Origin of the sequence: Ligilactobacillus saerimneri DSM 16049 (genome assembly GCF_000423265.1) — a bacterium.
Classification (GTDB): Bacteria; Bacillota; Bacilli; order Lactobacillales; family Lactobacillaceae; genus Ligilactobacillus; species Ligilactobacillus saerimneri.
Map to the genome: position 1 here is coordinate 45447 of NZ_AUHQ01000006.1, position 25576 is coordinate 71022.

General features: G+C 42.2%; 22 protein-coding genes and 1 rRNA gene. 21 read left to right on the top strand and 2 right to left on the bottom strand.

Features of this window, described 5'->3' with window-relative positions; translation table 11 throughout:
• Positions 1 to 132: 132 nt before the first annotated feature.
• From G541_RS0103270 to G541_RS0103300, 7 genes are all read left to right on the top strand, one after another.
• Positions 133 to 1518 carry a UDP-N-acetylmuramoyl-tripeptide--D-alanyl-D-alanine ligase gene (locus G541_RS0103270; protein ID WP_027826498.1) on the top strand — a complete coding sequence of 462 codons (1386 nt, stop codon included), beginning with the start codon at positions 133 to 135 and terminating at the stop codon, positions 1516 to 1518.
• Between the two features lie 69 nt (positions 1519 to 1587).
• Positions 1588 to 3021, top strand: coding sequence for a degradosome RNA helicase CshA (cshA, locus tag G541_RS0103275; protein WP_009555533.1), 1434 nt, complete (start codon positions 1588 to 1590; stop codon positions 3019 to 3021).
• Between the two features lie 130 nt (positions 3022 to 3151).
• Positions 3152 to 3529, top strand: coding sequence for a holo-ACP synthase (gene acpS / locus G541_RS0103280; RefSeq protein WP_009555531.1), 378 nt, complete (start codon positions 3152 to 3154; stop codon positions 3527 to 3529).
• Positions 3530 to 3531: 2 nt separating this feature from the next.
• On the top strand, positions 3532 to 4650 hold the full coding sequence (gene alr, locus G541_RS0103285; RefSeq protein WP_027826499.1) for an alanine racemase: 1119 nt from the start codon (positions 3532 to 3534) through the stop codon (positions 4648 to 4650).
• A 102-nt stretch (positions 4651 to 4752) separates the two neighbouring features.
• On the top strand, positions 4753 to 4995 hold the full coding sequence (locus tag G541_RS09295) for a hypothetical protein (protein ID WP_009555526.1): 243 nt from the start codon (positions 4753 to 4755) through the stop codon (positions 4993 to 4995).
• Positions 4996 to 5020: 25 nt separating this feature from the next.
• Positions 5021 to 5401, top strand: a complete 381-nt coding sequence (locus G541_RS0103295; RefSeq protein ID WP_009555524.1) for a type II toxin-antitoxin system PemK/MazF family toxin — start codon at positions 5021 to 5023, stop codon at positions 5399 to 5401.
• A gap of 171 nt (positions 5402 to 5572) precedes the next feature.
• Entirely contained in the window at positions 5573 to 6136 is a 564-nt protein-coding gene (locus G541_RS0103300) for a redoxin domain-containing protein (protein WP_009555522.1), read from the top strand.
• A gap of 330 nt (positions 6137 to 6466) precedes the next feature.
• On the opposite strand, the gene cbpA is transcribed toward G541_RS0103300, so the two are convergent.
• Positions 6467 to 7099, bottom strand: a complete 633-nt coding sequence (gene cbpA, locus G541_RS0103305) for a cyclic di-AMP binding protein CbpA (RefSeq protein WP_009555520.1) — start codon at positions 7097 to 7099, stop codon at positions 6467 to 6469.
• Between the two features lie 286 nt (positions 7100 to 7385).
• Positions 7386 to 8354 (bottom strand): L-lactate dehydrogenase, encoded by a 969-nt coding sequence (locus G541_RS0103310; RefSeq protein WP_027826500.1) that lies wholly within the window; start codon positions 8352 to 8354, stop codon positions 7386 to 7388.
• A gap of 263 nt (positions 8355 to 8617) precedes the next feature.
• Between G541_RS0103310 and pth the strand changes: the two genes are divergently transcribed.
• From pth to G541_RS0103380, 14 genes are all read left to right on the top strand, one after another.
• A complete protein-coding gene (gene pth, locus G541_RS0103315; RefSeq protein WP_027826501.1) occupies positions 8618 to 9175 on the top strand; it encodes an aminoacyl-tRNA hydrolase in 558 nt (185 codons plus the stop codon).
• Positions 9176 to 9212: 37 nt separating this feature from the next.
• Complete coding sequence (gene mfd, locus G541_RS09300) at positions 9213 to 12773, top strand: transcription-repair coupling factor (RefSeq protein ID WP_035162831.1); 3561 nt, start codon at positions 9213 to 9215, stop codon at positions 12771 to 12773.
• Positions 12766 to 14352 (top strand): putative polysaccharide biosynthesis protein, encoded by a 1587-nt coding sequence (locus G541_RS0103325; RefSeq protein WP_027826502.1) that lies wholly within the window; start codon positions 12766 to 12768, stop codon positions 14350 to 14352. Before mfd ends, G541_RS0103325 begins: the two co-directional genes overlap by 8 nt.
• Positions 14353 to 14358: 6 nt before the next feature.
• On the top strand, positions 14359 to 14628 hold the full coding sequence (locus G541_RS0103330; RefSeq protein WP_027826503.1) for an RNA-binding S4 domain-containing protein: 270 nt from the start codon (positions 14359 to 14361) through the stop codon (positions 14626 to 14628).
• Positions 14629 to 14710: 82 nt separating this feature from the next.
• Complete coding sequence (locus G541_RS0103335) at positions 14711 to 15085, top strand: FtsB family cell division protein (RefSeq protein ID WP_035162833.1); 375 nt, start codon at positions 14711 to 14713, stop codon at positions 15083 to 15085.
• Between the two features lie 94 nt (positions 15086 to 15179).
• Complete coding sequence (locus G541_RS0103340) at positions 15180 to 15665, top strand: S1 domain-containing RNA-binding protein (protein WP_009555505.1); 486 nt, start codon at positions 15180 to 15182, stop codon at positions 15663 to 15665.
• A 150-nt stretch (positions 15666 to 15815) separates the two neighbouring features.
• Positions 15816 to 17165, top strand: a complete 1350-nt coding sequence (tilS, locus tag G541_RS0103345) for a tRNA lysidine(34) synthetase TilS (RefSeq protein ID WP_051174550.1) — start codon at positions 15816 to 15818, stop codon at positions 17163 to 17165.
• Between the two features lie 15 nt (positions 17166 to 17180).
• The gene (gene hpt / locus G541_RS0103350) at positions 17181 to 17723 is read left to right on the top strand and encodes a hypoxanthine phosphoribosyltransferase (RefSeq protein ID WP_009555501.1); all 543 of its coding nucleotides are present in this window, start codon (positions 17181 to 17183) and stop codon (positions 17721 to 17723) included.
• A 64-nt stretch (positions 17724 to 17787) separates the two neighbouring features.
• Complete coding sequence (ftsH, locus tag G541_RS0103355; protein WP_009555499.1) at positions 17788 to 19881, top strand: ATP-dependent zinc metalloprotease FtsH; 2094 nt, start codon at positions 17788 to 17790, stop codon at positions 19879 to 19881.
• Between the two features lie 101 nt (positions 19882 to 19982).
• Positions 19983 to 20897, top strand: coding sequence for an Hsp33 family molecular chaperone HslO (gene hslO, locus G541_RS0103360; RefSeq protein ID WP_027826506.1), 915 nt, complete (start codon positions 19983 to 19985; stop codon positions 20895 to 20897).
• Complete coding sequence (gene dusB / locus G541_RS0103365; protein WP_009555495.1) at positions 20894 to 21880, top strand: tRNA dihydrouridine synthase DusB; 987 nt, start codon at positions 20894 to 20896, stop codon at positions 21878 to 21880. Before hslO ends, dusB begins: the two co-directional genes overlap by 4 nt.
• Before the next feature lie 81 nt (positions 21881 to 21961).
• A complete protein-coding gene (gene lysS, locus G541_RS0103370; protein WP_009555493.1) occupies positions 21962 to 23464 on the top strand; it encodes a lysine--tRNA ligase in 1503 nt (500 codons plus the stop codon).
• Positions 23465 to 23810: 346 nt separating this feature from the next.
• Positions 23811 to 24752: an MFS transporter gene (locus G541_RS09305; protein ID WP_235806329.1), complete on the top strand. Its 942-nt coding sequence runs from the start codon at positions 23811 to 23813 to the stop codon at positions 24750 to 24752.
• A 656-nt stretch (positions 24753 to 25408) separates the two neighbouring features.
• Positions 25409 to 25576: ribosomal RNA gene (locus G541_RS0103380) — 16S ribosomal RNA — on the top strand; the annotation flags it as partial.

The following is a 25576-nucleotide window of genomic DNA, read 5'->3' on the forward strand; positions in this document are numbered from 1 at the left end:
CACTAGACGTAATATACTACTAATTCTATGTACCTGATATGTGATTGTGATACAATGAGATGGAACTCTTTGCATGATCTATAAATATATTTTTATGTTGACGGCCAAAAAAGCCAGAAAGGGAGATTTAGCATGAAAATGCAGTTAGCAGAGATTGCTAGTGCACTAGGTTTAGAAGCGCAACCGGGGTATGAACAGGTAATGGTAACTAGCGTGAGCTTTGATAGTCGGAGCTTAACAGCTGGAGCACTTTTCGTGCCTCTTACCGGGGAACATGATGGGCATAACTATATTGAAGCAGCCCAAGCCAACGGTGCTGTTGCCACTTTATGGCAACAGGATCACCAAGGGAAACGTCCACAGGGAATTTATACATTAGAAGTAGCAGATACTTTGACCGCATTGCAACAGCTTGCCCAATACTATCTGCACAAAATCAACCCCCGCGTTGTTGCTGTAACGGGTAGTAATGGGAAAACTACTACCAAAGATATGACCGCTGCTATCCTCCAACGAGGATACAATGTTCAAAAAACCTACGCTAATTTTAACAACCAAATCGGGGTCCCCACAACGATCTTGGGGATGGAGCCGAATACAGAAGTACTGGTGGTTGAAATGGGCATGGATCACTTTGGTGAACTGGACCACTTGAGCCGGCTAGTCGAACCAGATGTTGCTGTTATTACTATGATTGGTGAGGCACACATCGAATTTTTTGGAACACGGGCTAAGATTGCTGATGCTAAGATGGAAATTACACATGGCTTGGCCGAAGATGGTCTTTTGGTTTATAACGGAGATGAACCGTTGTTGCGGCAAAGGACACAGAAATTAATCCAAGCGACAACGACTTTTGGCTTAAATGACGAAGATAATTTGCAAGCAACGAATGTTGTTAGTGATAGTCACCAGACTGCTTTTCGGGTTTTAAAATGGCCTGAATACGATTTCACAATCCCGATGATTGGTGCTTACAACGTTAATAATGCATTAGCAGCATTGGCGGTGGGAGATTATTTTCAAATTCCAGTGGCAGAAATGCAGCTAGCATTACAGGACTTTGCCCTGACCAAAAACCGTACTGAATGGGTTGATGGTAATCAAGGCGAACGGATCCTGAGTGATGTGTATAATTCTAATCCAACTGCGGTTAAAGAAGTTTTAGCTGCATTTGAAAACAACGTTACAACCACAGGTAAGCGGATTGTTGTTTTAGGGGATATGCTGGAGCTGGGTGAACAAGGACCAGCGTTACATGCTGGAATTGCTCAAGCGATTAATCCGGATGCTATTGCAAGCGTATATTTATGCGGTCCGTTAATGAGCAACTTACGCGACGCTTTATTAGCTAAGATGCCAGCAACTGCTATCCATTACTACGATACTAATGATAAAGCAAGTTTGATTGCTGACTTAAAAGCAGAGATTGCACCTGATGATTTAGTGCTCTTGAAGGGAAGTCATGGGATTCATTTGGAAACTGTATTGGCAGCCCTGACAGAGAGTAAAGAATAGAAATATAAAACACAGATCATTCTTCCAATTGAGTTGGTAATAATCGGTATATACTGAGGAGGAATTTGATTGAAATTTGGAGACTTAGGTCTTGATAGAGATTTATTAAAAGCAGTTGATCGAAGTGGCTTCGAAGAAGCTACTCCAATCCAAGAGCAGACTATTCCCTTGGTCTTGGCGGGACTGGATGTTATTGGACAGGCACAGACAGGAACGGGGAAAACAGCTGCTTTTGGCTTGCCATTGTTACAGCATTTAGATCCGGACTTGCATGAAGTACAAGCGGTAATTATCTCACCGACGCGGGAATTAGCAGTTCAAACGCAAGAAGAAATTTATCGTTTGGGTAAAGAAAAGCGTGCACGGGTTCAAGCCGTGTATGGTGGAGCCAACATTCATCGGCAAATTAAAGCACTTAACCGGGGGACACAGATTTTGGTGGGAACGCCTGGGCGATTATTAGACCATATCCAACGGAAAACGGTCGATTTACGTCATGTTCAAATGTTGGTTTTGGATGAAGCAGATGAGATGCTCGATATGGGTTTCGTGGAAGATATTGAAAACATCATCCATGCTTTACCAGCTCAGCGCCAAACACTGCTTTTCTCAGCAACAATGCCACAACAGATCTTACGAATTGGCGAACGCTTCATGCACGATCCACAGATTGTTAAGATCAAGGCCAAGGAATTGACAACTGATTTAGTAGATCAGTACTTTGTTAAGGCAAAAGACTATGAGAAATTCGAAATCATGACCAGGTTGATTGACATTCAGGCTCCGGACTTGACGATTGTCTTTGGGCGAACAAAACGCCGGGTCGATGAAGTTGCTCGCGGGTTAGAAGCCCGGGGGTATAATGCCGCTGGAATCCATGGCGACTTGACCCAACAACGGCGAATGGAAATTTTACGTAAGTTTAAAGAGGGTCAACTAGATATTTTAGTGGCCACTGATGTGGCAGCGCGCGGATTAGACATTTCTGGGGTCACGCACGTGTATAACTATGACATTCCGCAAGATCCAGAGAGCTATGTTCACCGCATTGGCCGGACTGGTCGGGCTGGGAAGCACGGTGTGTCAGTAACTTTTGTTACTCCGAATGAAATGGATTATTTACGGGTTATCGAGCACCTGACTAAGAAGCGGATGACGCCACTTAAACCGCCAACGGAACATGAAGCCTTTATTGGACAGTTGGCGACAGCGTTCGAAGATATCGAAAAGTTAGTGAATAACACGGATACCGACAAGTTCCGTGATCAAGCTGAACAGTTATTAGCCCAGTATGATGCGCTTGACTTAGTGGCAGCGATGCTTAATAACATGACTAAGGATGATCCGGAAAAAGTTCCGGTTAAAATTACTCCTGAACGGCCATTACCACGGCGGCGGAAACAAGGTAGTTTCCACAAGAATCGCCGGTATAGTGGTTATCGGAATAATGGTGATCGGCGTTCGCGGACTTTCAATAAGAAGCGTAAGCATTTTAATAGGTAATCAGTGATAATTAAGAATGGGAGTGGAGAATTGCATCCAGCAACTTCACTCCTTTTTGAATGGCAATTCTTAAGTTAATATTTAGAACTTTCTGCTAGAATGTAGAGTAGTATTTAAAGGAGGAAAAGAGATGCTTATAGGATTAGGCAATGATGTTGCGGATATTAAACGTGAGCAAGAAATGTTGGCAAGCGGACGCCTAGACCGTTTTGCTGAGCGAGTTTTGACACCTGAGGAGTACCGCGTATATGCTACTTTTCCTCCGCGGCGGCGTTTAGAATATGTGACTGGACGTTTTTCAGCCAAAGAATCATACGCCAAAGCATTGGGAACGGGGATTGGCAGCCACGTTTCCTTCCAAGATATAGAGATCTTGAACGATGAACAGGGACGACCAGTAATCACAAAACATCCGTTAATAGACCAGGCTCAGGCGTGGATTTCTATTTCCCATACAACGGACTATGTGACGACCGTCGTAATACTAGAGAAAAAGGAAGATGATTGATAATGGTAGTCGCACGGCATCGGGGGACAAAGATTACAGTGGACTTGGGGGCAATCAAAGCAAACATTCGCACAGTCCTACATACGTTACCAGCTGACCAGAAGCTATTTGCTGTCGTAAAAGCTAATGCATACGGGCATGGCCTGGTTCCCGTAGCGTACGCCGCTAAAGAAGCTGGCGCCGCGGGTTTTTGTGTGGCAGTAATTGATGAAGGGGTTGCCCTGCGGGAAGCAGGACTCAATGAACCCATTTTGATTTTAGGGGTTAATCCAGTAACAGAAGCCCCATATATTGCAGCTAATGACTTATCAGTGGCTGTGGGGTCACTTGAATTTTTACAGGAAGCACTGCCATTATTGGCAGAGCAAGGATTACGGTTAAACGTTCATTTGGCTTTAGATACTGGGATGGGGCGGATCGGCTTTCGTCAGCCAGAAGCTGTTCGGCAAGCCGAAGAGTTCATGCGAGCACATGCGGAACAGTTTCGATTTGAAGGAGTATTTACTCACTTTGCAACTGCTGATATGGTTGACACTACGTACTTTAATCACCAAAAGCAAGCTTTCTACAAATTAGTAGGGGCTTTGGATGAACTCCCACCTTATGTGCATATTACTAATTCTGCTGCGTCTTTGTGGCACCAACAAACGGCAGGTAATATGATTCGATTTGGAATTGCAATGTACGGTCTCAATCCTTCCGGCCGTGAAATGGCTCCTACATATGCATTACGACCGGCATTGTCATTGACTAGTGAAGTTGTTCATGTCAAAAAAATCACTGCTGGTGATTCAGTGGGTTATGGCAAGACTTATACTGCAGGGCAAGATGAATGGATTGGTACTGTTCCGATGGGCTATGCCGATGGATGGTTGCGACGTTTACAAGGGTTTAAAGTCTTAGTGGATGGCGAAGAATGTGAGATTGTAGGACGAGTATGCATGGATCAGTTTATGATCCGCCTACCTCACGCTGTTAAGTTAGGTACGAAGGTTACCCTAATCGGGCGGGATGGTGATGCCCAAATCACTGCCCAAGATGTTGCAGATTACGTTGGGACAATACATTATGAAATTCTATGTGGGCTTAGCCACCGTGTCCCCCGCGTTTATCGTGATTAAACCGATAACAATTGACTTTAGCTGGGAAGGAACTTATGGTAATCTTAAGGTATAAAATCTGTACGATGCTATTTGTACTGGGTAAGTGAGGGATTTGTCGTGATGAGAGAACGCAACGATGAATTATTCAATTGCACAAACTTTGCTTTATATTGTTCGTTTTATTCGGTTGATGAGGCAACCATTAAAGAAGATCCTGTTGTGGCTGATTATGTGGCTGCTCACCGGGAAGCTTTGGAGGCTCTTATTGCTGGATATGGTGAGATGGGAAATCTCAATCAAGAAATCTGCGCTGAATACCTGGGGATTGATTGTCCGGGGATAGGTGACCTCAGCGACAAATAGACTCGTTATCGAAAAGAGGGAGTAGATGGCGACAAGCATTAGTCGGGGAGATATCTTTTATGCGGACTTATCACCGGTTGTTGGTTCAGAACAGGGAGGAATGCGCCCAGTTTTAGTTATTCAAAATAATATCGGCAACCGGTTTAGTCCAACGGTGATTGTCGCTGCGATTACTTCGCGGATCAGTAAAACAAAGATGCCGACCCACGTAGCCGTGAGTGCCAGCAAGCATGGGCTTGAAAAAGATTCTGTGATCTTGGCTGAGCAGTTACGGACCATAGATAAGCAGCGGCTCAAAGAAAAGATTACCCATGTCCATGAACAAACCATGGAAAAGGTCGACTACGCACTCCGCGTGAGTATCGGGTTGACCAAGTTACATACAACACCGCATTCTGCTAAATAATCCAAGTAAAACAGGTACTTAAGACGGGACAAAAAGTACATCGAAACGATGCCTTTTGTCCCGTCTAACTTTTTGGTGGGGGAACTTGCTGGAAAAGAAGAAAACAGGTACACTTGACTTAGTTAGAAAGTTTTTAAAGTAGCTCAGTATTTTCAAGAAAGAAGGATTTTCATGAGTTTAATTAATTGTGAAATTACGGATTTTACTGCTCAGGCTTATCAACAAGGGGACTTCAAGACAGTAACTAAACAAGATGTTCTTGGCAAATGGAGTATTTTCTTTTTCTATCCAGCTGATTTTTCATTTGTTTGTCCAACGGAATTAGAAGAACTCCAGGAATATTATTCGGCCTTTCAAAAAGAAGGGGCTGAGATTTACTCAATTTCTGAAGATACTGAGTTTTCCCACATGGGATGGGCACAACAGTCAGAAAAGATTGGGAAAATTGCTTATCCAATGTTAGCCGATCCAACTGGCAAACTAGCTCGTGCGTTCGATGTTTTGAACGAAGAAGAAGGCTTAGCCTACCGTGGGGTCTTTGTGATTGATCCTGAAGGTAAGATTCAAGCTTACCAAGTATACGGGGACGGAATTGCACGGAGTGCCCAAGAAATTTTACGGACTTTACAAGCAACCAAATTTGTTGCTAAATATGGGGATAAGGTTTGTCCAGCTGGTTGGAAGCCAGGGGATGAAGGTTTAGGCACCGGTACTGATTTGGTTGGCAAACTGTAAAATTGGTGATTATAAACATAGAATATTTAGGTATGCTGTGAGTGGAAAATAACCTTTGTGACATTGTGGTTATTTTCGCGATATCTGTGTCCTATTAGTTAATAAAAAACGAGGTTGATAGGAAAACTTTGTTTTCTTTCAACCTCGTTTTTGTGTACTTATTAAAGAGCTAAAATCGTGTAAGTTTTGCAGTAGCTAGTCAAAAGGATATTTTCCAGTGATTATGCAAAAAACTTGTAGGAGATTGGCTATAAAAAAACCCCATCCCATGAATGGATGAGGCAAAAGATGACTACCAGTAAAGGGAACTTCCCCTAGTTAGTCAGGAAATTAAGCTTGAAGATCTTCAATTTCAGAAACTTTGAAATTCTTGCGCTCAAGTGCGTCAACAATTCTTTCCATCCGTTCGTGGGTAATGTTAGCTGGTAAAGTGAATAGTACCCGCCGTACTAACTCTCCTTGAACGTCTAAAGTCATACAGTTAGCAATCGTAGTGTACTTGGTGATGATCTTAGCCATATCAACCAAATCGCCTCGTTCACCAGAGGAAACAACAGTTAAGACATAGGAACCAACGTTAACATTCCATGATTGAGATAACATCTCTAGTAACTTGGCATGAGTCAAGATCCCGTAGAAGTGATTTTCATTATCCAAAACTGTGATGTAAGGAAGATCTTTAATGGTAAAGAAGATCTTAAAGAAAGCATCATCAATATTAACAAACTTAGTTGCATTCTTTAAGAGATGGGTAACAGGGAGAGACATGTCACCACCCCGTGACTTATGCCGGTAAATGTGCATCTTGTAGATATTGCCACGGAAAAGATTACCCGTTTTATCAAGGACAGGCACACACCGGAACCCGGAGTCTTCTAAGATTTTGAGTGCCTCTTCAAGAGTAATATCTTCGGGCACAGTTGTTAATTCAGCTTTAGGTCTGACCAAAGTTTTCAGTAACATTTGAATCCCTGCTTTCTGTCATTAGTGTTTAAGTCAATCATACCATATTTTCACAAAAATCTAATTAAATAATTATAGAAATCAAAAGTGAATGGGAAATAACTTTTGCAGCCAGGTATTGAGTTATGCTCGGATAATGACGTAAAGTGTGGTGGTCTTCGCTCGTACTTAGATACTAGCCTTGCGGTTATTTTTCCCGATATCTGTGAAACATTAGTGAATAAAAAAGACTGGGGGAAAACGTTGTTTTCTCCCAGCCTCGTCGTCAAGAATAGATTTAATAACTTTAGTTCTTATTAGCAAGAGCATTCATGCCGTCAGTTAATACTTGCTTCAAAGTAGCAGCTGAGGCAGTCATCTTAGCTTGTTCAGCTTCATTCAGTGGGACCTCGATAATTTGGCGTAAACCATTACCATCGACAACCCCTGGTGTACCAATATAGATATCGTTTAATCCATATTGACCGTCCATGTAAGCAGAAACAGGCAACACAGCACCCTCATCCCGGAGGATAGCTTTGGAGATCCGAGCTAAGGCTGTAGCAACTCCATAGAAAGTTGCTCCTTTGCGGTTAATAATTTCGTAGGCCTTGTTGCGTACCTGATCTTCCATTTCATCTAATTGGGCAGCAGTGATATTGTTTTCTTGTGCCCAATCCAGGAATGGTTTACCCCCAATAGTAGCAGCTGAGTATGCAGCAAATTCAGAATCTCCGTGTTCACCCATGATGAAAGCGTGAATTGAGCGCGGATCGTTGATCCCAGTCATTTTAGCGATAGCAGCCCGTAACCGTGCAGTATCGAGGGAAGGACCAGAGCCGATAACTTTGTGCTTAGGAAAACCAGAGAGTTTCCAAGTAGCATATGTCAAGATATCAACAGGGTTAGCAGCCACAAGGAAGATCCCATCGAAACCAGATTCTATGATAGGTTTAACGATAGTAGACAAGATACCTAGATTTTTGTTAACTAAGTCTAACCGTGTTTCACCAGGTTTTTGCGGTGCACCGGCAGTGATGACAACCAAGTCAGCATCTTTGCAATCAGCGTATTCAGCAGAATAGATTTTCTTTGGGAAAGAAAAAGCAGTTGCATCTTCCAAATCCAAAGCATCACCGATTGTCCGCTCTTTAGCAATATCGATAATGCCAAACTCTTCTGCGACACCTTGTAGGGCCATAGCATAAGCATAGCTAGATCCAACAGCGCCGTCGCCAATTAACATAACTTTTTGGTGATTTGCATTCTTTACCAAGTAACATCGTCCTTTCGTCTTGAGATAATAATTCAATCTATAAGAACAGTATAACAGTTTCAATAAAAAATAACACTTATTTTGATTGATAAACGCCGATATGATAGCGATTAATCACTATAAACGAATATTAATATGCAAAAAAGCGGAAATAAACTCTTTCTAAAAGGGGTATGCTATACTTAAACAAAGAAAAACGTCCCCAACTGGAGACCGAAGCGGTCGCCGGGTTTTTTGGTATGGATAAAATGGAGTGATTTGTGATGAAAATGGTTGTAGGCTTGGGCAATATTGGGAAAAAATACGAAGCAACGCGGCATAATGTAGGATTTATGGTTGTCGATGAGTTGGCACAAGTGTATGGAGCAACTTTTGCTAAGGAAAAGATGAATGCTCTGGTAACTGAGATTTTTATTGCTGGGGAAAAAGTGTTACTGGTTAAGCCAACAACATATATGAATGAATCTGGACGTGCTGTTCGTCCGTTAATGGATTTTTACAAAATTCCCGTCGAAGACATTATCATTTGTCATGATGATATGGATTTAGATATTGGAAAGTTACGCTTGCGTCAAAAAGGATCTGCAGGCGGACACAACGGGATTAAGAGTATTATCAGCCATGTTGGAACGCAAAGCTTTAAGCGGCTACGGGTCGGCATTGGACACCCAGATAAAATGACCGTGGTTGACTGGGTATTATCGCGTTTTAGTCAGGCCCAAAAAGCAGTAATCACGGATACGATTGCAGATGGAGTAGCTGCGATTGAGGAATGGGTTAAGACGGACAATTTTGCTAAAGTGATGAATGATCATAACTAAAAAAGATCAAAGGGTATGAAAGGAGGGAATGTACGAAATGCAGTTAGATCACCTTTTGGACGGCGTCCCTGAGTATGCTAAGTGGCGCGATCACTTACCAGCAGCAGGACGCTATCAACTGACAGGATTGCTGGATTCAGCTAAAACAATGGCTTTGGTTGATTTGTGGCGCCACCGTTCGCAACCATTAATGATTGTCGTGGATGATTTATACCATGCACAAAATTTGGTTGCTGACTTAACAAACTTGGTCGCTGCTGAAGACGTTGAGATGTTTCCCGTTGAAGACTTGATGGCGGTCGAGATGGCAGCTAGTTCCCCTGATTTTCGTCGCCAAAGAGTAAGGGCGTTGGATGCTTTGGTACGGGAAAAACACAAGATTATTGTAACCACGGTGGCGGGGATACAACGTTTTTTGCCCCAGCCACAAGCGTGGCAAGACTACCAGGTGCAATTGGAATTAGGTCAAGACTTAGATCTTGAACGGACCCTTGCCCGCCTGAGCGTAATGGGATATCAACGGCAAAAAATGGTATTAAAGCCAGGAGAGTTTGCTGTACGAGGATCAATCTTAGATATCTATCCGTTAGATGGAGAAAACCCAATTCGGGTAGATTTATTTGACACAGAAGTTGACTCTTTACGCACTTTTGATGTAGCAGAACAACGGAGTATTGCTAATATTGATCGGGCAACGATTATTCCGGCGACTGATTTTATTGCTAGTTTCGAAATGCTCAACCGTGCAGCGGAACAAGTAGAAAAAAAGTACCAATCTGCTGTAAATAAAACTCAGGATCAAGAGCTGCAGGAACAAATGCAGCAGTATTTTCCTCCGGTGGTGGCTGCTCTTAAGCGTGGAGAACTTGTGGCAGAGTACTTGCCGTTAAGTGAGATGATTTTTACACAGCCGGCAAGTGTGATTAATTATGTTCCTGCTGGAAGCATTATTGTTTATGATGACTATAATCGTTTGCTAGACCATGCCGAAAAAATGCGACTGAATACCGCCCAGTGGCAAACTGAGCGAATGGCAAGCGGACGATTGCTACCTAACCTTGCGTTACATCATGATATTAGAACTCTCCAAAAAGCAGATCATCAGCACCTGATTATTTTTAATTCGCTTTTTGCTAAGGGTATGGGACGGATGACACTTGATGGAACAGTGGAAGTCAAAACCCGGGCAGTACAACAGTTTTTTGGGCAGATGCCACTGCTCAAAGTAGAAACAGATCGCTGGCATAAGCAAGGACAAACAGTTGTTTTGTTGGTTAGTGACCCTAAGCGTATTCCCAAATTAGAGCAAACCTTAGCGGACTTTAAAATACCAGCTATTGTTACACCGGCAACAGCCCTGCAACCTGGGACATCCCAGATAGTTGAAGCCAGCCTAACCAAGGGTTTTGAGCTTCCAGTTGCTAAAGCAGTTATACTAACTGAATATGAGTTATTCCCTAAAACGACCAAGAAACGTCCCCGGCGGCTAACGATGAGCAATACCGAGCGGTTGAAAAGCTACAAAGATCTCAAAGAAGGCGACTATGTAGTACATGTCAATCATGGGATCGGTCGGTACATTGGGATGAAGACTATGGAAGTCCAAGGAAAGCACCAGGATTATATTACGATCGAATATCAAAAAGATGATCGTTTATTCATCCCAGTGACACAATTAGACCGCATTCAAAAATACGTTTCTGCTGAAGGAAAGCCCCCTCACATTAATCGGCTTGGAGGCAGTGAATGGAAGAAAACTAAACACCGAGTGGCTAACAAGATCGAAGATATTGCGGATGATTTGATTGCTTTATATGCCAAGCGGGATTCTGAAAAAGGGCATGCTTTCCCGCCCGATGATGATTACCAACGCGAATTTGAGGATGCGTTTGCGTATACAGAAACGCCTGACCAGTTACGGTCAGCAAAAGAAATTAAAGCGGATATGGAGAAGCCAAAACCAATGGATCGTTTGTTGATTGGTGATGTTGGCTTTGGAAAAACGGAAGTTGCTTTGCGGGCTGCTTTTAAAGCGGTAGAAGATGGAAAACAAGTTGCTTTACTGGCCCCGACAACGGTACTTGCACAACAGCATTACGAAACAATGATTGAACGTTTTAATGATTTTCCGGTAGAAATTGGAATTTTATCGCGTTTTAGCACCTCCAAGCAGGTCAAAGAAACTTTAACTGCTCTTAGAGAGGGGAGACTAGATATCATTGTTGGTACCCACCGATTGTTGTCAAAGGATGTACAGTTTGCTGATTTAGGTTTATTAATTATCGATGAGGAACAACGGTTTGGTGTCAAGCATAAAGAACGTCTCAAAGAATTACGCACTAACGTGGATGTATTGACTTTAACGGCAACACCGATTCCACGAACACTGAATATGTCAATGCTTGGAGTGCGGGACCTATCAGTTATTGAAACACCACCGCAAAACCGGTATCCAATTCAAACTTATGTTATCGAGCAAAACTATGGTGTGGTTGTTGATGCTATTAGGCGGGAACTTGAGCGGGGAGGCCAAGTATTTTATCTCCATAACCGTGTAGAAGATATTGAGCAAGTAGTTCATTTCCTCAATGATTTAGTTCCAGAAGCACGCATAGTTGCGATTCATGGTCAGATGACAGAAGCACAATTAGAGCGGACATTGTTTGACTTTATTGCTGGAGAGTATGATGTGCTAGTGACAACAACAATTATTGAAACAGGGGTTGATATCCCTAATGTTAATACATTACTGGTAGAAAACGCTGACCGGATGGGGCTTTCACAGCTTTACCAGTTACGGGGCCGGGTTGGACGGTCGAACCGAGTGGCATATGCATACTTTATGTACCAACCCAACAAAGTATTAACAGAAGTAAGTGAAAAGCGCCTCGAAGCGATTAAAGATTTTACGGAACTTGGTTCAGGGTTCAAAATAGCAATGCGGGACCTAGCTATACGAGGGGCTGGTAACCTTTTAGGTAAACAGCAACATGGGTTTATTGATTCAGTTGGGTACGATCTTTATGTTGAGATGCTCAATGAAGCGATTGCTAAAAAGCGGGGGCAGCATGTTACTCCTAAGACAAATGCGGAAATCAATTTGGACATTGAAGGTTACCTTCCTGCTACCTACATTGCTGATCCCCAACAAAAAATTGAAATCTATAAGCGGATCAGTCAATTTGAAAATGAGGCCCAATATCGGGAAGTACAAGATGACCTAATTGATCGCTTTGGTGAGTATCCTCAAGCAGTGGCTAATTTGTTAGAAATTGGTCTCCTTAAAGTTTACGCTGACCAGGCGTTGGTTGAGGAGATCCAACAAAAGGGCAGGCGAATTAACGTAATATTTACTGCAACCAAGACCCAGCAGGTAATGCCAAAGCAACTCCTGCAGGCATTAGCAGTTACAAAACTCAACGCCACAATCAACCCGCGGGGAAACAAGACGGAGGTTAGTCTAGTTGTGCAACCTAAGATGACAGCAACGATGGTTGTGACCGAATTACAAAATTACTTCAAACAGGTTATTGCACTCATCTCGAAAGAGGCGACGCCGTCCCGTCCAACAAAAGGAGTTAGTGGACAGAATGAGTGATAACAAAGAAGTGACAACAATCATGCGCGGGGCGTTAATCTTATCCTTGTCGTCCCTAATTGCTAAAATTCTCAGTGCTTTTTATCGCATTCCGTTTGAAAACCTAGTTGGAAATATTGGATTCTATGTTTACCAACAAGTTTATCCATTATATGGAATTGGAATGACATTTGCCTTATCAGGATTACCAGTGTTTATTTCTAAAGTTACAGTGGAGGCTCACGATGAACGAGCACAATGGCGGACAGCGCAACAGTTATTAGTATTGTTGAGTGGGGGTTCTTTGCTCATCTTTGGCGGGTTAATGGGACTGGCACCAACACTGGCGCTCCACATGGGGGATCGGCAATTGACTGTAATTATTCGCAGTGTTGCGTGGATGATCCTTTTGATGCCGATTTTGGCAGTAGGACGAGGATTTTATCAAGGTAAACTAAATATGGTGCCAACTGCGATTTCTCAAGTTAGTGAACAAGTGGTTCGAGTGGGAGTGATTGTTGGTGTAGCTTATTATAGTGTTCAGCATCATTGGTCTGTGTATCGGATGGGAGCCGGTGCGATGCTGGGAGCGACTATTGGTGCAATAGTGGCTAGCCTGGTTTTCCTTCCTTTAGGTCCCAAAATCAGTAAAAAAGTAAAAAAGCAACAGCGCTTTTCGTACAGGATATTAACTAAACGTTTGTTGACAGAAGGATTAGTAATTTGCCTGTTTGCGGCTTTAATGCTGATTTTGCAATTAGTGGACTCCTTTACAGTTAAACAGGCTTTGGTAGCTAATGGAATGCCTGATCTGGTAGCCAAAGCGGTCAAAGGAAACTATGACCGCGCTCAGCCCCTAGTACAGGTGGGAACTGTATTAGCAGTTAGTTTCTCAGCAACTCTTTTACCATCATTAAGTAAGGCTTTAGCTAAGCGTGATATGGAAGCTTTTCGTGCGGTAAGTCAATCCCTCATCAGGATTAGTGTGACGGTCGGGGTTGCTGCTACGGTGGGGTTAATTACCTTGATGCCCGCAATTAATACGGTTTTGTTCAAGGATGCAGTGTTGAGTACCACACTAGCAATTTATTGCTTGAGCATCGTGTTAGTTACCCTAATTACAAATTACAATGCCCTCTTACAGAGTATAGACCGGGTGCAAGTGACAGTGGTTAGTTTTTTAGCAGGGGTTATGGTTAAGTTGCTAACAAATACTATTTTGATTCGGTGGTTAGGTATTAGTGGCGCTAGTTGGGGAACTGTTTTGGCATTAACAGTAACACTAGTTATTATGTTGCTCCAGCTCCCCCCACTGGTCCAACATTTACTATATGATTATCGCTTCTGGAAAAAATTATGTTTGGCGGTTGGCATTATGGCTGGTGTGACTGTTAGTCTAATGGTGGTAGTCCAACATTATTTACAACTGACAAGACTTGTTGCCATCGGTACTACTGCAAGTGGGGTTATTCTGGGTGGTTTGATTTTTATCGGGTTAAGTTTAGAAACAGGACTTCTGACACAGGCGGAATGGCAGAGTTTGCCAGGAGGGACGCGGTTATGGACCTTGTGGCATAATATAAGAAAAAAAACGGAGTGAACAATAATGCGATTAGATAAATTTTTGAAGATCTCTCGAATTATTAAGCGGCGGACAGTTGCCAAAGAAATTGCTGACCAAGGCCGGGTAACAGTTAATGGCAAGCAAGCCAAGTCATCCACAAAAGTGGCAATTGGCGATATTTTAGTGATTGTTTTTGGTAACAAAACGCTCACAATTAAGGTTAAGGAATTACGGGAGACGACTAAGAAGGGTGAAGCTGACAGCTTATTCGAATTAATCTCTGAAGAATATAAAGAAGATTATCGAATTTAATTAATCTACAATTAGGCAATTTAATTTTGTTATAATACAAATAATTAATACGGATGAAAAACACGCAAAGGGACGAAAAGCCATGCCGAAAAAATCAAAGATCAAAGTTCTCCATCGGGATTATACTGAGCGGCAAGAACAGCTTGCACGCCAGTATCAGCAAACGGACGAAGCACGCAAACGCCATCAGGTGCGTCTATTAAGTTTGGGGTTAGTTGTGACGATCATTACGGTGGTGTGCTTATTTCAGATTGTACAAAGTCGGGTAACAGTGGTAAATTTGCAAAAGCAAACCACTGATGTAAATAAAGAACTCAAGACAGTTCAAGCTAAAAATGATCAACTTAATCAGCAAGTTAAGCAACTCAAAGATAAAGACTATGTCCAGAAATTAATTCGGGAAAAGTATTACTACACTAAAAAAGGTGAAACAGTGTATACCATCCCCAAAGACTAATTAGGATGGTATACGGCTTTTTTGCATTCTTAATCGGTAATCATCTGTGTTATACTAAGACTACGAGTTATTTTAAGGAGGATATAAGTTTTTTATGTCAGTTGAAGTTGGAGCGAAGGTAAAGGGTAAGGTCACTGGGATCACTAATTTTGGCGCATTCGTTGATATTGGCAATAATACAACTGGATTGGTTCATATTAGTGAAATATCGGATAAATACGTTAAGGATATTCATGATATCTTAACAGTCGGCGACGAGGTTACTGTCAAAGTAATGTCAGTTGGCGATGATGGCAAGATCGGTTTATCCATTAGAAAAGCGGCTGATAAGCCTCACCGGGAAGATAGTCATCCAAAACATTTCAATAAATCAAATAACCGGGACCGGCGGGAAAATAATAACCGGTCAGAAAGAAGCTTTACTCATGGCAGTCGCGGATTCCAGCGCAAAACTGAACATAAAAACCAAGACTTTGATTCCATGCTGGCAGGCTTTTTAAAGGAAAGTGATGAAAGATTGACATCACTACGGCGTAATACTGAAGGTAAACGTGGTGGCCGAGGCGGCCGTCGAAGCTAAATACAGCGACAATGAGGCTGGGGGGAATTTTCTCCCAGCTTTTTATTTATTGAATAAGTTTCTGACGTGAAAAAGCTTACAACCAGATGTAAGCAATAATTTACGGTATGAACTAGAAGTTAAGTTAAATATATAGTTAGGGGTGAAAATGTGGATCTAGAAAAGCAATTTTATCAGCGTATACAAAATTTAGGATTAGCTAGAAAAAAAGTGTTAGTAGCGTATTCAACAGGGGTCGATTCAACCGTTTTGCTCCATCTTTTACAGACGTTACCGGTAGCGGTCCGGCCACAAATTTATGTAGCATACATTGATCACCAAATTCGTGAACAAAGTGTTGTGGAAACAGCGTATGTTAAGGAATATTGTCGCCGCCAACATTTACCACTTTTTGTCAAAGTATGGCCGCGAGCGGATCATCCCGCAACTGGGGTGGAAGCAGCCGGAAGGGAGATTAGGTATCATTTCTTTGCAGAGACAATGCAACGTGAAGGAATTCCTTATTTGGTGACGGCCCACCATGCGAATGATCAGGCTGAAACATTTTTGATGAAACTCTTACGTGGTGGTGGCCTGGAGCAACTAGTAGGGATTCGCCATCAACGACAGTTTCAAGGTAAGTTTCGTTTAGTCCGTCCACTGCTAGGAATTTCCAAAGCTACGTTACGGCATTATGCAACTGTTCATCAGCTCAAATATTTTGAAGATTATACTAATCATACTGATGACTATTTGCGTAACCGTATGCGCCACAACGTAGTTCCGCGGTTACAAGCAGAAAATGAGCAGACCTTAGCTCATATCCAAGAATATCAAGACCAATTAGCGGATGTTTTGATGGTTGCGCAAGCAGCAGCTGCTGCCAAATTGGATGAAATTAAATTGCGTACAGGAAGGTATTTGGTTGCTTATTGGGTGCGCTTGGCGAGTCCATGGCAAAAATTAGTGCTTAAAGAGTTGTGTCGCACCCAACACGTGCAGATTACTGGAGAACAGTTAGAACAATGTGTTGCTTTATTGCGTAATGATAGCAAACCACAAGGGCAGGTAATGCTGGGGCAGTCATGGTGGTTAGTCAAAGAATATACTGTTTTTTACTTAGCTCAGCGAGCTGATAATCATGTTGATTCGGACGAGAAATACGAACTAAAATTAAATCAGTGGGTAAATATTTCGGCTTATGAACGCTTTGGACTCTTTGAAGTGACGACTTATCAACCCGAGTTACATGATGATGTTTTGAAGATAGACAGTCTTGATAAACCGCTATATATTAGGCATCGCCGCCCCCATGATCGGTTGAAAACTACTAGTGGGAGTCAGAAAGTCAAGCGGATCCTGATTGACCATAAAATTCCCCGATCACAGCGAGATCAAATTTGGTTAGTCACTACTGATGAAAATGAAGTTTTATGGGTAGTTGGTTTAAAGAAATCTGATTTGTCAAGACCCGCAGACCATGCTAAAATTCAATACGTAATAGTACACCAATCACGGTGAGAAAGAGGTCAGCGAATGAACAACGACATTGACAAGATTTTATACAGTAGCGCAGATATCCAAGCCGAAGTTAAGCGTCTAGGCCAGCAACTTGCGGCTGATTATCAGGGGAAAAATCCATTGGTAATTTGTATCCTAAAGGGTGCAATTCTCTTTATGGCGGATATTGTTCGGAATATGGACATTCCGTTGGAGATGGACTTCATGGATATCTCTAGTTATGGTGCCGGCACGATCTCTACTGGGGAAGTTCGTATTCTTAAGGATTTAGACTCATCAGTTAAAGATCGGGATGTCTTGATTGTGGAAGACATTGTAGATACAGGTCGGACGCTCAAGGCTCTGTCAGACCTATTGAAGCAACGAGAAGCTAATTCGATTAAGATCTGTACGTTACTAGATAAACCAGAACGCCGGGTTGAAGGAGTCGACGTTGATTATGTTGGTTTCCAAATTCCGGATGAATTTGTCGTTGGCTATGGGATGGATTACGCTGGCCACTACCGCAATCTTCCTTACGTAGGTATTTTAAAGCGGGAAGTTTATGAGAATAATTAATAGTCAACAATGGTCAATTGTGCTATGATTGTACTCATATCAATGTAAATTATGGAGGAAATCTATGAACAATAATCGAAATGGGCTTCTTCGTAGTAGCTTATTTTATATTGTAGTTTTCCTTGGCATTATGGGGGTCCTGTATTACTTCTTTGGAAGCAAAGCAAGTTCTCAGACCCAACAAATTCAATCCAGTCAATTTATCACTGAATTGCGTAAGGACAATGTCAAGAGCTTTACGGTTCAGCCTTCTGGTAGTACCTACAAAATTACTGGGACATACAAGAAGGCGGCCAAGACCGAGTCAAAAGCTAATGATGGCTTGAGTCGGTTAACTGGTGGAGCAACGTCAGAAGCAAAGTCATTTAGTACTAATGTATTGACGAATGATTCTACCATGAGCCAGATCCAAAAGTATGCTACGAAGAACCACGTCACAAATGGTGCTAAGGAAGAAGAATCTAGCAGTATGTGGATTCAACTGGCAGCATACATCCTACCAGTAATCTTCTTTATTGCTATCTTCTATATGATGATGGGCCAGGCTGGTCAAGGTGGCGGCAATGGCCGCATGATGAACTTTGGCAAGTCTAAAGCCAAACCAATTGAAAAGAAGAACAACAAGGTTCGTTTCTCTGATGTCGCTGGTGAAGAAGAAGAAAAACAAGAATTAGTCGAAGTAGTTGAATTCTTACGGGATCCACGAAAGTTTCTTTCTTTGGGAGCACGGATTCCATCAGGGGTGCTTTTAGAAGGACCTCCTGGGACAGGTAAAACTTTACTGGCTAAAGCTGTTGCTGGTGAAGCTGGAGTACCATTCTTCTCGATTTCTGGTTCTGACTTCGTTGAAATGTTTGTTGGGGTCGGGGCTAGTCGTGTGCGTGATTTGTTTGAAAACGCCAAGAAGAATGCTCCTTCAATCATCTTCATCGATGAAATCGATGCGGTTGGACGTCGCCGTGGTAACGGTATGGGCGGGGGCCATGATGAACGCGAACAGACCTTGAACCAACTGCTAGTTGAAATGGACGGTTTTGCTGGTGATGAAGGGGTCATTGTAATGGCTGCTACTAACCGGTCTGATGTTTTGGACCCAGCGCTATTACGGCCAGGTCGTTTTGACCGGAAGATCTTAGTTGGTCGACCAGATGTCAAGGGTCGTGAAGCCATCCTAAAGGTTCATGCGCGGAATAAGCCATTAGCCAATGATGTTGACTTGAAGGAAATTGCTAAGCAGACACCAGGCTTTGTTGGGGCTGACTTGGAAAACTTGTTAAACGAAGCTGCATTGCTGGCAGCTCGGAGAAATAAGAAGCAAATTGATGCCTCCGATGTTGATGAAGCTGAAGATCGGGTGATTGCAGGTCCAGCCAAGAAGGATCGGGTAATTTCCAAACGGGAACGGGAAACAGTGGCATACCATGAAGCTGGGCATACGATCGTTGGGCTAGTGCTTAACGATGCCCGCGTAGTCCACAAAGTTACTATTGTACCGCGGGGCCGCGCTGGCGGTTATGCTATCATGTTGCCTAAGGAAGACCAAATGTTAATGACTAAAAAAGATGCTCAAGAACAGATTGCTGGTCTGATGGGTGGTCGTGCGGCTGAACAGATCATCTTTGGGACCCAGTCTTCGGGTGCATCCAATGACTTCCAACAAGCAACGCAAATTGCACGGGCAATGGTAACTCAATATGGGATGTCCGAAAAGCTCGGACCAGTTCAATATGAAGGTCAAAGTGGAATGTTTGCCGGTGATATGGTACCTGGCAATGCGCCATTCTCAGCTCAAACAGCTAACTTGATTGATAGTGAAGTAAAGCGTTTGGCTGAAGAAGGAATGCAAAAGGCGACAGAGATTATTGAAGCACACCGTGAACAGCATAAGCTGATCGCTGAAGCCTTGCTCAAGTATGAAACCCTGGATGAAAAGCAAATTCTTAGTTTGTTTAAGACAGGTAAAATGCCACAGCAAACACAGAGTGAATTCCCAAGTGAACGTGCAGCTACGTTTGAAGAAGCCAAGAAGGCTTTTGAGCAACGCGATGCTGCTCGGGCTAAAGCGGCTGAAAAAGAAGAACGTCAAAAGGAAGAAGCTCAACAAGCAGAAGATGATCAACCGATCGACTTCTATCCACAAGATAAAGACCGCAATTAATGCGGTGTGTGTGAATAACGGGGAAAAACAATTTATTGTTTTTTCGCCGTTATTTTGTTTATTATAGAAAAGAAATTATTGTCAAGTAAGGAAGGACTAAAATGAGCGATTACTTAGTTAAGGCATTAGCCTATGATGGCCAGCTGCGGGCGTACGCAATTGATGCGACCCAAACAGTTGCTACGGCACAAACCAAGCAGGGAACATGGAGTGCAGCCACAGCAGCTTTGGGGAGAAGCATGGTTGGTACGCTTCTGTTGAGTGCAGCCGAGCTGACCAATGATGAAACGTTGACTGTCAAAATTAACGGGGATGGCCCTGTTGGGGGAATCGTAGTGACAGGGAATGCCCGTGGGACTGTCAAAGGTTATGTTCAGCATCCAGAAGTTCATTTACCTTTGAATGAGCACCATAAGATTGACGTCAAAAAAGCCGTGGGAACAAAAGGATTCTTGGCGGTGACCAAGGATTTGGGACTAAAAGAACCATTTACAGGGGAAGTACCATTAGTTTCAGGAGAACTAGGGGAAGATTTTACCTATTACTTGGCTCAATCAGAACAGATTCCATCTGCTGTTGGCTTATCAGTATTTGTAAATCCCGATGATTCGGTAGAGGTTGCTGGTGGATTTATGATTCAAGTGATGCCAGATTGTCAAGAAGAGGTCATTGCCGGTCTTGAAAAGCGACTGCAAGAATTACCATTGGTTTCTGAAATGTTGCGGCAAAATAAAACACCAGAAGATATTTTATATGCTTTGTTAGGTGAATCTAACGTTAAAGTTTTAGAGAAAAAAGCAGTTGCGTTTAAGTGTGACTGTTCAAAGGCAAAGTTTGCTGGAATGATGGCTACTCTACCAAGTGCTGACATTGATCAGATGATTGCTGAAGATCATGGCGCACAAGCTGTATGCCATTTTTGTGGTAAGAAATACGATTTTACTGCAGCTGAATTACGTGCGATCGAGGAACATGCACAAAATAAAAAAACTAAGAAAGAGGATGATGAGAAGTGACAGAGTGGAAAATTGGTGATGTGACAATTCCCAACCGTGTGGTAGTGGCACCGATGGCGGGGGTGACAAATGTTGCTTTCCGGATGATCTGTAAAGAATTTGGTGCAGGGTTGGTAGTTTGTGAGATGATTTCTGATAAAGGAATTGAATATCGCAATAAGAAGACATTGGAAATGCTATTCGTTGATCCCCGTGAACATCCAGTGAGCGTGCAAATTTTTGGTGGGAGCAAGGATACCTTAGTTGAAGCTGCTCAATTTGTGGCTGAAAATACTGCTACTGATATCATTGATATTAATATGGGATGTCCGGTGCCCAAAGTGACTAAAACAGACGCGGGTGCTCGCTGGCTGCTAGATCCAGACAAAATTTATGAGATGGTAAGCGCAGTAACATCTGCAGTTGATATCCCGGTAACAGTAAAAATGCGGACAGGTTGGGATGAAAATCATATTCTTGCAGTTGAAAATGCTTTAGCTGCACAAGAAGGTGGTGCCAAGGCATTGGCTATGCACGGTCGGACGAGAAAGCAACTTTACTCTGGCCATGCTGATTGGGAAATTTTACATGATGTTGCCCAGAAATTAACCATTCCATTTATGGGAAACGGGGACGTTCGGACTCCTCAGGATGCAAAACGAATGTTAGACGAAGTAGGAGCAGACGCTGTGATGATCGGACGGGCTGCTTTAGGGAACCCATGGATTGTTCGGCAAACGGTTCAGTATTTGGAAACAGGAGAATTACTGCCAGAGCCAAGTCCGGAGGAAAAAATTAGAGTAGCAAAAGAGCACCTTCATAGATTGGTTAAAGTAAAAGGAGAAAAAATCGGTCCGAAAGAGTTCCGTTCGCAAGCAGCATACTATCTAAAAGGCATCCGCCGTTCTGCCCGGGTTAAAGCTGCACTAAATGAAGCAGAAACGGAAGAAAAAATGACGCAAATCTTCGATGGTTTCTTGGAACAATTATTAACAAAAGATTAGAAAAAAATAAGTGTTTTTTGTTGACAGGCTCATTTACTATGCTATAATCAAGATAACTTTTAGGAAAGTGGGGATAAAGAAATGGCAAATAACGAAACCATGAATGATCAGTTCCGTGTTCGTCGCGAAAAGATGCAAGCTTTGAGCGACGCAGGCATTGCTCCGTTCGGACACCGCTTCGAACGCGACACGATGGCAGGTGATTTACACGCTAAATTTGACGGCATGTCAAAGGAAGAGGTTGCTGAAGCTAAAGCTGTAGTAACTCTTGCAGGGCGGATCATGGCTAAACGTGGCAGCGGAAAGACTGGCTTCGCTGATCTTCAAGATCGTTCCGGTCGAGTACAGATCTACGTACGTAAGGACGTTCTTGGCGATAAAGATTACGAAGTCTTCGATCATTTGACTGACATCGGTGATATCGTCGGTGTTACTGGTGATGTTATTAAGACTGACTCCGGTGAATTAACACTGCGAGTGACTGAATACACCTTCCTTTCAAAGGCATTACGTCCTTTACCTGACAAGTTCCACGGTTTACAAGATAAGGAAGCTATCTATCGTCAACGTTATCTTGATTTGACAACTAACCGCGACAGTCTTGATCGCTTCATTAAGAGAACAAAGATTATTGCTGCTATTCGTAAGTATATGGATGATAACGGCTTTATCGAAGTTCAAACACCAATTTTACAAATTCAAGCTGGTGGTGCCGAAGCACGTCCATTCATTACACACCAAAATGCAATGAACATTGACATGTATCTCCGGATTGCTACTGAATTATATCTGAAGAGATTAATCGTTGGTGGTCTTGAACGTGTTTATGAATTAGGTCCTGACTTCCGTAACGAAGGTATGGATAAGAAGCACAACCCAGAATTCACTATGATTGAAACATATGCGGCTTACTTCGACTTCCAAGATGTTATGGATGAAACAGAAGGTATTTACAAGGCTGCTGCTCATGCTGTTAGCCCAGACGGCAAGGTAACTTACCAAGGAACCGAATTAGACTTTGGTAAGCCATTCCGTCGCTTGCACATGGTTGATGCTATCAAGGAATATACTGGTATTGACTTCTGGCAACCAATGACTGACGAAGAAGCACGGCAATTAGCACGTGAACACAACGTTGAAGTTGAAGACTACTACACAGTAGGTCACGTTATTGCTGAATTCTTCGATGAATTCTGTGAAGATCACATGATTCAACCAACATTTATCTATGGTCACCCAACAGCAATTTCACCATTGGCTAAGAAGAATGCTGATGATCCTCGTTTCACAGATCGTTTCGAACTTTACATCTGTGGTAACGAAGGTGCTAATGCCTATACGGAATTGAATGACCCAATCGACCAACGTGAACGTTTCGAAGCTCAAGACAGCGAACGTGAAGCTGGTAACGAAGAAGCTCACGGTGTTGACGAAGACTACTTGAAGGCTATGGAATATGGTATGCCTCCTACAGGTGGTTTGGGCATTGGGATTGACCGTTTGGTAATGTTCTTGACTGACGCACCATCAATTCGTGATGTTATCCTCTTCCCAACTATGCGGCAATTGGACGACAACAACTAATAACATCTATGGACTCGCTTCGGCGGGTCTTTTTTATTTTACAAAGGTTTTTGCGGGGCGTTATTAGTGTTGAAAGCCAAATACTAGAGCGCAAGTAACAAAAAGTATTTAAGAGAGCTTTTGACAGTGAAACTGTGCTGATAAAATTCGAAAATATTCTTATTGTTCCTTAGTAGCGAGTGTTTAATAGTCTATGAATCAGTTGGCCTAACTTTTATTATTATGGAAGTTGGGCTTGTTTAGATGTAGAAACGCTTTGAAATGAATTAAAAATAGATTATAATACATTAATAAAAATGGTGTATATGGTATATAGCAATGCGGAAACACGTAAGGGGGGAACACGATGGAAACGGGGAGAGGGCAACTATTAAAAGTAAGTTTGACGACACTTATTAACGCTTTAGGCGCGACGATTTTTACCTATGTGCTATCACTAAAACTTTTGACAGTTACCGGATCTGCCATAGGCTACGGAGTTAATATTTTTATTGGACCAGTAGTTGGAATGATCTTTGCACCGCTTATTGGGAAGATAATTGATACATATTCGAAAAAGAAAATTGCGATCTTAGCGGAGCTAGGATTGATTATCTCGTTACTTACCTTCTTAGAGGTGTATCCGTATGTTCAAAACAACTTGCTGTATGTTGCGATCGGTTTTACATGCTTCAATAATCTATGCGCTCGCTTTTTCACAATTTCGTATCTCTCATCTGCACCAGATCTTGTAGAAAAAAGTCAGCTTCAAAGATTGAACGTTGTTCAAACTACGGGGGTTGCGATTACAAATATGCTTGCATTACCAATTGCTGGTTTTTTATATGGATTAATACCGTTTGAAAGATTAATCTGGATAGAAATCGTAACAGAGTTGCTGACATTATTGTTAACAAGAAAGACTAAGTTTAAGGTAACGAAGAGTAATCTTAATATAGATGATCACGATAAGACAAGCATCATTAGTATTTTGAACAAACACGTTAGCTTATTAGAGTTGATTATTGTAGTAATGATATTAAATTTTGCAATAACTTCAATTGAGATAGGTGTTCCTTATACCATCGTGAAGGTGTTAAAGAAATCAACTACAATTAGCGGGAATATACAGGGATTATTTTCACTAGGGATCGTTATTGGTGGGGGAATAATTTCAATCATAAGTCTAAAAGATGTGCTGGTATTTACTAGGCGAATATACAATACTTTTACCCTGATGCTAGTTATTTTCGGGATCAGTATTTATTGGTTGCCTAACTATACATTTAGAAGTTTTTGCGATATTTGAACTAAGTTTGGGTTTTATGACAGCTATTTCAGATCCACCGCTGTTTACATATATCCAAAAAGAAATACCCCGAGAGTATTTAGGAAGAATTAATACGTATTTATATACTAGTGTTCAATTACTTACACCTTTGGGGGTTGCGGTATATAGTTCCTTATTTGAATTACTTAGTTATCAGCAGGTTTATTTGATTAGTGGAGTATTTGTGTTACTGGTAGTTTCCATAGTGAAAAAAGCTCACTTGTGGTTAAGGTGATTAATAGCGTAGCGGTAGTGCTTGTGAGAAGGGTACTATAGCTACGCTATTTAGTAGGTAGGGAAAGTTTTAGTAGTTGTTTGCAGAAATAAGTAGTGGCCCCTAAGTGAAAAGGATTACATTTACTTTTTGCAAAAAAAGTGTTGACGGGCAGATAAAGAGTTGGTAAGATATTTTTTGTTGTCAATTGCAAGTCATTTATTGATTGCAAAAAAGATGTTGACGAGTTATCATAATAATGATATATTATTTTAGTCGCATCGCGACAAAGTAGATCTTTGAAAACTGAACAAAGTTTCGACAAATCAAATGTGTAGGGCTTCTTGCTAAATGCAAGAGCAAAACATTTGCGAATGTCAATTCGCTAGTAATTTTTACGAGTCTAATCGACTTAAGATTTTAAATCGAGAGTTTGATCCTGGCTCAGGATGAACGCTGGCGGCGTGCCTAATACATGCAAGTCGAGCGCATCGGCCCAACTGATTGAAGATGCTTGCATCCGATTGACGATGGTTTACCGATGAGCGGCGGACGGGTGAGTAACACGTAGGTAACCTGCCCAGAAGCG

Coding starts and splice junctions, on each gene's coding strand:
- G541_RS0103270 (WP_027826498.1), top strand. CDS start 133: ATGAAAATGCAGTTAGCAGAGATTGCTAGTGCACTAGGTTTAGAAGCG.
- acpS (WP_009555531.1), top strand. CDS start 3,152: ATGCTTATAGGATTAGGCAATGATGTTGCGGATATTAAACGTGAGCAA.
- alr (WP_027826499.1), top strand. CDS start 3,532: ATGGTAGTCGCACGGCATCGGGGGACAAAGATTACAGTGGACTTGGGG.
- G541_RS09295 (WP_009555526.1), top strand. CDS start 4,753: ATGAGAGAACGCAACGATGAATTATTCAATTGCACAAACTTTGCTTTA.
- G541_RS0103295 (WP_009555524.1), top strand. CDS start 5,021: ATGGCGACAAGCATTAGTCGGGGAGATATCTTTTATGCGGACTTATCA.
- G541_RS0103300 (WP_009555522.1), top strand. CDS start 5,573: ATGAGTTTAATTAATTGTGAAATTACGGATTTTACTGCTCAGGCTTAT.
- cbpA (WP_009555520.1), bottom strand. CDS start 7,099: ATGTTACTGAAAACTTTGGTCAGACCTAAAGCTGAATTAACAACTGTG.
- pth (WP_027826501.1), top strand. CDS start 8,618: ATGAAAATGGTTGTAGGCTTGGGCAATATTGGGAAAAAATACGAAGCA.
- mfd (WP_035162831.1), top strand. CDS start 9,213: ATGCAGTTAGATCACCTTTTGGACGGCGTCCCTGAGTATGCTAAGTGG.
- G541_RS0103325 (WP_027826502.1), top strand. CDS start 12,766: ATGAGTGATAACAAAGAAGTGACAACAATCATGCGCGGGGCGTTAATC.
- G541_RS0103330 (WP_027826503.1), top strand. CDS start 14,359: ATGCGATTAGATAAATTTTTGAAGATCTCTCGAATTATTAAGCGGCGG.
- G541_RS0103335 (WP_035162833.1), top strand. CDS start 14,711: ATGCCGAAAAAATCAAAGATCAAAGTTCTCCATCGGGATTATACTGAG.
- G541_RS0103340 (WP_009555505.1), top strand. CDS start 15,180: ATGTCAGTTGAAGTTGGAGCGAAGGTAAAGGGTAAGGTCACTGGGATC.
- hpt (WP_009555501.1), top strand. CDS start 17,181: ATGAACAACGACATTGACAAGATTTTATACAGTAGCGCAGATATCCAA.
- ftsH (WP_009555499.1), top strand. CDS start 17,788: ATGAACAATAATCGAAATGGGCTTCTTCGTAGTAGCTTATTTTATATT.
- hslO (WP_027826506.1), top strand. CDS start 19,983: ATGAGCGATTACTTAGTTAAGGCATTAGCCTATGATGGCCAGCTGCGG.
- lysS (WP_009555493.1), top strand. CDS start 21,962: ATGGCAAATAACGAAACCATGAATGATCAGTTCCGTGTTCGTCGCGAA.
- G541_RS09305 (WP_235806329.1), top strand. CDS start 23,811: ATGGAAACGGGGAGAGGGCAACTATTAAAAGTAAGTTTGACGACACTT.